Consider the following 2,997-nt stretch of genomic DNA (forward strand, 5'->3'; position numbering starts at 1 on the left):
GTGTAGAGCTTGTGCATCTATGGGCGTTTTCCGCAATGAAAACGCCACTGCACGCTCCTTCCGGGATACCCAGCAACAGAAAAAATGCTCTAGGATGAGGTTCGTGCAGAAGTCGGTGCTGGTGATTGGAAGTCTCAACCTGGATCTTGTCGTGCATGCGGAGCGCATTCCGCTTGCCGGTGAGACGGTTCGTGGCAGCGGATACGAGTCCCTGCTGGGTGGTAAAGGCGCAAACCAGGCTGTTGCGGCAGCCAGGCTGGGAGCTTGGGTGCGTATGGTGGGCCGCGTCGGTAGCGACAACTATGGGGGTGCGCTGCTGGACGGACTGGATGAAGCCGAGGTGGATGTGACCGGTGTCCAGGTGAGTGAAGGGCCTTCGGGTCTGGCAGTAATTACTCACTCCTCCGATGGACAGAATGCGATTGTCGTACAACCAGGCGCGAATGGTTTAGTAACAGCAGCGGATATCAGAGCGCAGGAGTTTGCAGAGGCAGGTGTCGTCCTGCTGCAACTCGAGATCCCGATGGATGCGGTGGTTGCTGCGGCGCAGGCTGCACACAAGGCCGGCATTGCAGTCATCCTTGATCCCGCTCCTGTTGCTGCATTGCCGACGGAGTTGTTGCGTGTGGTGACATGGTTGACTCCGAATGAGACTGAGGCGACGCAGCTGGTTGCAGGCTCGATGGAGCCACAGCAAACGGCTGAGCGATTGTTGGCGATGGGATGCCGCAATGTGGCGCTGAAGCTGGGCGAGCGCGGAGCGTTTCTGATGGGCGCTGATTGTGAGGCGACGCTGGTGCCTGCGTTTGCAGTAAAGGCTGTAGACACCACGGCTGCAGGGGATTGCTTCAATGGGGCGTTTGCGGTGCGATTGCTGGAGGGGGATTCGCCACAGGCGGCGGCGCGGTATGCGAATGCAGCTGCTGCGATCTCAGTGACGCGTTTAGGTGCGCAGGTGTCAATGCCTTCCAGGGATGAGGTAGAGGATTTGTTGGGGCGTAGTAGTTAGATAGCCCGTACAGTGGGTGCCCCATCCATTGCGAAGCAATGGGTGGGGGTGTTCGAGCGAAGCTCGAATCGTCTTTTGTTATTTCATAGCGAAGTCGCGAATATCCCACCCATCGCGCTATCACCCCAACGAACAAGTTCGTCGGGGACCCCGATATGCGATGGATGGGGCACCCAGTGTATGGGCTTAGATAGACAACATAAAACCCGCCCTACAAAGGGCGGGTTTTATGTTGTTTCCTTTGACCTTACCTAGCTGCGCACCGTAGGCCGCAGGTGAAGCTCCTTCAACTGCATGTCGGTGGCGTGGCTGGGAGCGTCGACCATCAGGTCGATGGCCTTTGCTGTCTTGGGGAAGGCGATGACCTCGCGCAGGCTTTGTGCGCCGGCCAGCAGCATGACGATGCGATCGATGCCGAGGGCGATGCCGCCGTGCGGAGGCGTGCCGTACTCCAGCGCATCGAGGAAGAAACCGAAGCGCTCCTTGGCCTCTTCATCGCTCATGCCCAGCGAACGGAAGATCTCAGCCTGTACGTCCTTGCGATGGATACGGATAGAGCCCGAACCCAGCTCCAGACCGTTGAGCACTACGTCGTACGCCGAGGCCCGTACGGCTCCCTTGTCATTAAAGAGAGCTCCGGAGATGATGTCCTCTTCGTGCGGTGAGGTGAACGGGTGATGCGCAGCGTCCCAGATCTTCTTCTCCTCGTTCCACTCGTACATGGGGAAGTCGGTGACCCAGAGGAATTTGTAGTCGTCGGGCGTGCCCTTCTTCTCGAAAAGACCGTGCTTGTCGGCGTATTTCTTCGCCAGTTCCAGGCGAAGCTGGCCAACACGCTTCCAGATCCACTGGCGATCGAAGTTCCACATCTCCGGCGTTTCCAGCTTGGGTGTGACGACCACTGCCAGATCATTGGGCGTGAGGCTCGATCCGTTGAAGGCAACGAGCTCGGCGTTCAGCTTCTCAGAGATAGCATCGGCCAGCGGAACGAACTGCTCGGCGGTACGCAGGCGGACGAGGTCGAGCAGGTCAAGACCGCTATCGCCGAACGAGGCGCGAACCTCGCTGAGCAGCGACTTGCGGGCAGTGCTGGAGAGCTCGCCGACCGAAGGAATCACAAAGCCGAGCACGGGCAGCTTCTGCTCGATCTTGAGGGTGGTGCGCAGCTCGGGCGTCAGCACGTCGGTCAGATCGGCCATCGCCGGCAGGCGCATGTCGGGCTTGTCGATACCGTACTTGCGGATGGCCTCGTCGTAGCTCATACGCAGGAAGGGGGTATTGATGGTCTCGCCCACGGCCGAGAAGGAGGCGGTGAGGAAGCGCTCGACGACAGCAAAGACCTGATCCTGCGTGGGGAAGGTCATCTCCAGGTCGATCTGGGTGAACTCCGGCTGGCGGTCGGCGCGGAGATCTTCGTCGCGGAAGCAGCGGGCGATCTGGAAGTAGCGGTCGAAGCCCGAGATCATCAGGATCTGCTTGAAGATCTGCGGCGACTGCGGCAGCGCATAGAAGGTGCCGGGATGGACGCGAGAGGGAACCAGGTAATCACGTGCGCCYTCCGGGGTGGAGCGCGTCATGAACGGAGTCTCGATCTCGAGGAAGCCTTCGTCGGAGAGCGTCTGGCGGATGGCCTGGTTGACCTTGTGGCGCACGAGGAAGTTCTGCTGCATCTCGGCGCGGCGCAGGTCGATGTAGCGGTACTTCAACCGCATCTCTTCATTCTGAATGGCGTCATCGGCCGGCGAGAAGGGCGGCGTCTTGGCGTCGTTCAGAATCAGCAGCTCGGTAGCCAGCACCTCGATCTCGCCGGTCGGCATCTTAGGGTTGACCAGCGATTCCTCGCGCAGGCGAACCTTGCCGAGGGCGGCGATGACGTACTCAGGACGCGCGGCCTCGGCTTTGGCCAGCGCGTCATGGCCGGAGAGCGACTTGTCGAGCACCACCTGGGTGATGCCGGTACGGTCGCGCAGGTCCAGAAAGATCAGGTC

2 protein-coding genes are annotated in these 2,997 nt (G+C 60.2%); one reads left to right on the plus strand and one right to left on the minus strand.

Annotated features, from left to right (window positions below; translation table 11 throughout):
• Positions 1-103: 103 nt before the first annotated feature.
• Positions 104-1,009, plus strand: a complete 906-nt coding sequence (gene rbsK / locus AB4043_RS20625; protein ID WP_442302174.1) for a ribokinase — start codon at positions 104-106, stop codon at positions 1,007-1,009.
• A gap of 251 nt (positions 1,010-1,260) precedes the next feature.
• Here rbsK and aspS read toward each other — a convergent pair.
• The coding region (aspS, locus tag AB4043_RS20630) for an aspartate--tRNA ligase (protein WP_442307947.1) at positions 1,261-2,997 on the minus strand (1,737 nt) is incomplete at its 5' end.

The sequence above is a fragment of the Terriglobus sp. YAF25 genome, from assembly GCF_052113305.1.
Classification (GTDB): domain Bacteria; phylum Acidobacteriota; class Terriglobia; order Terriglobales; family Acidobacteriaceae; genus Terriglobus.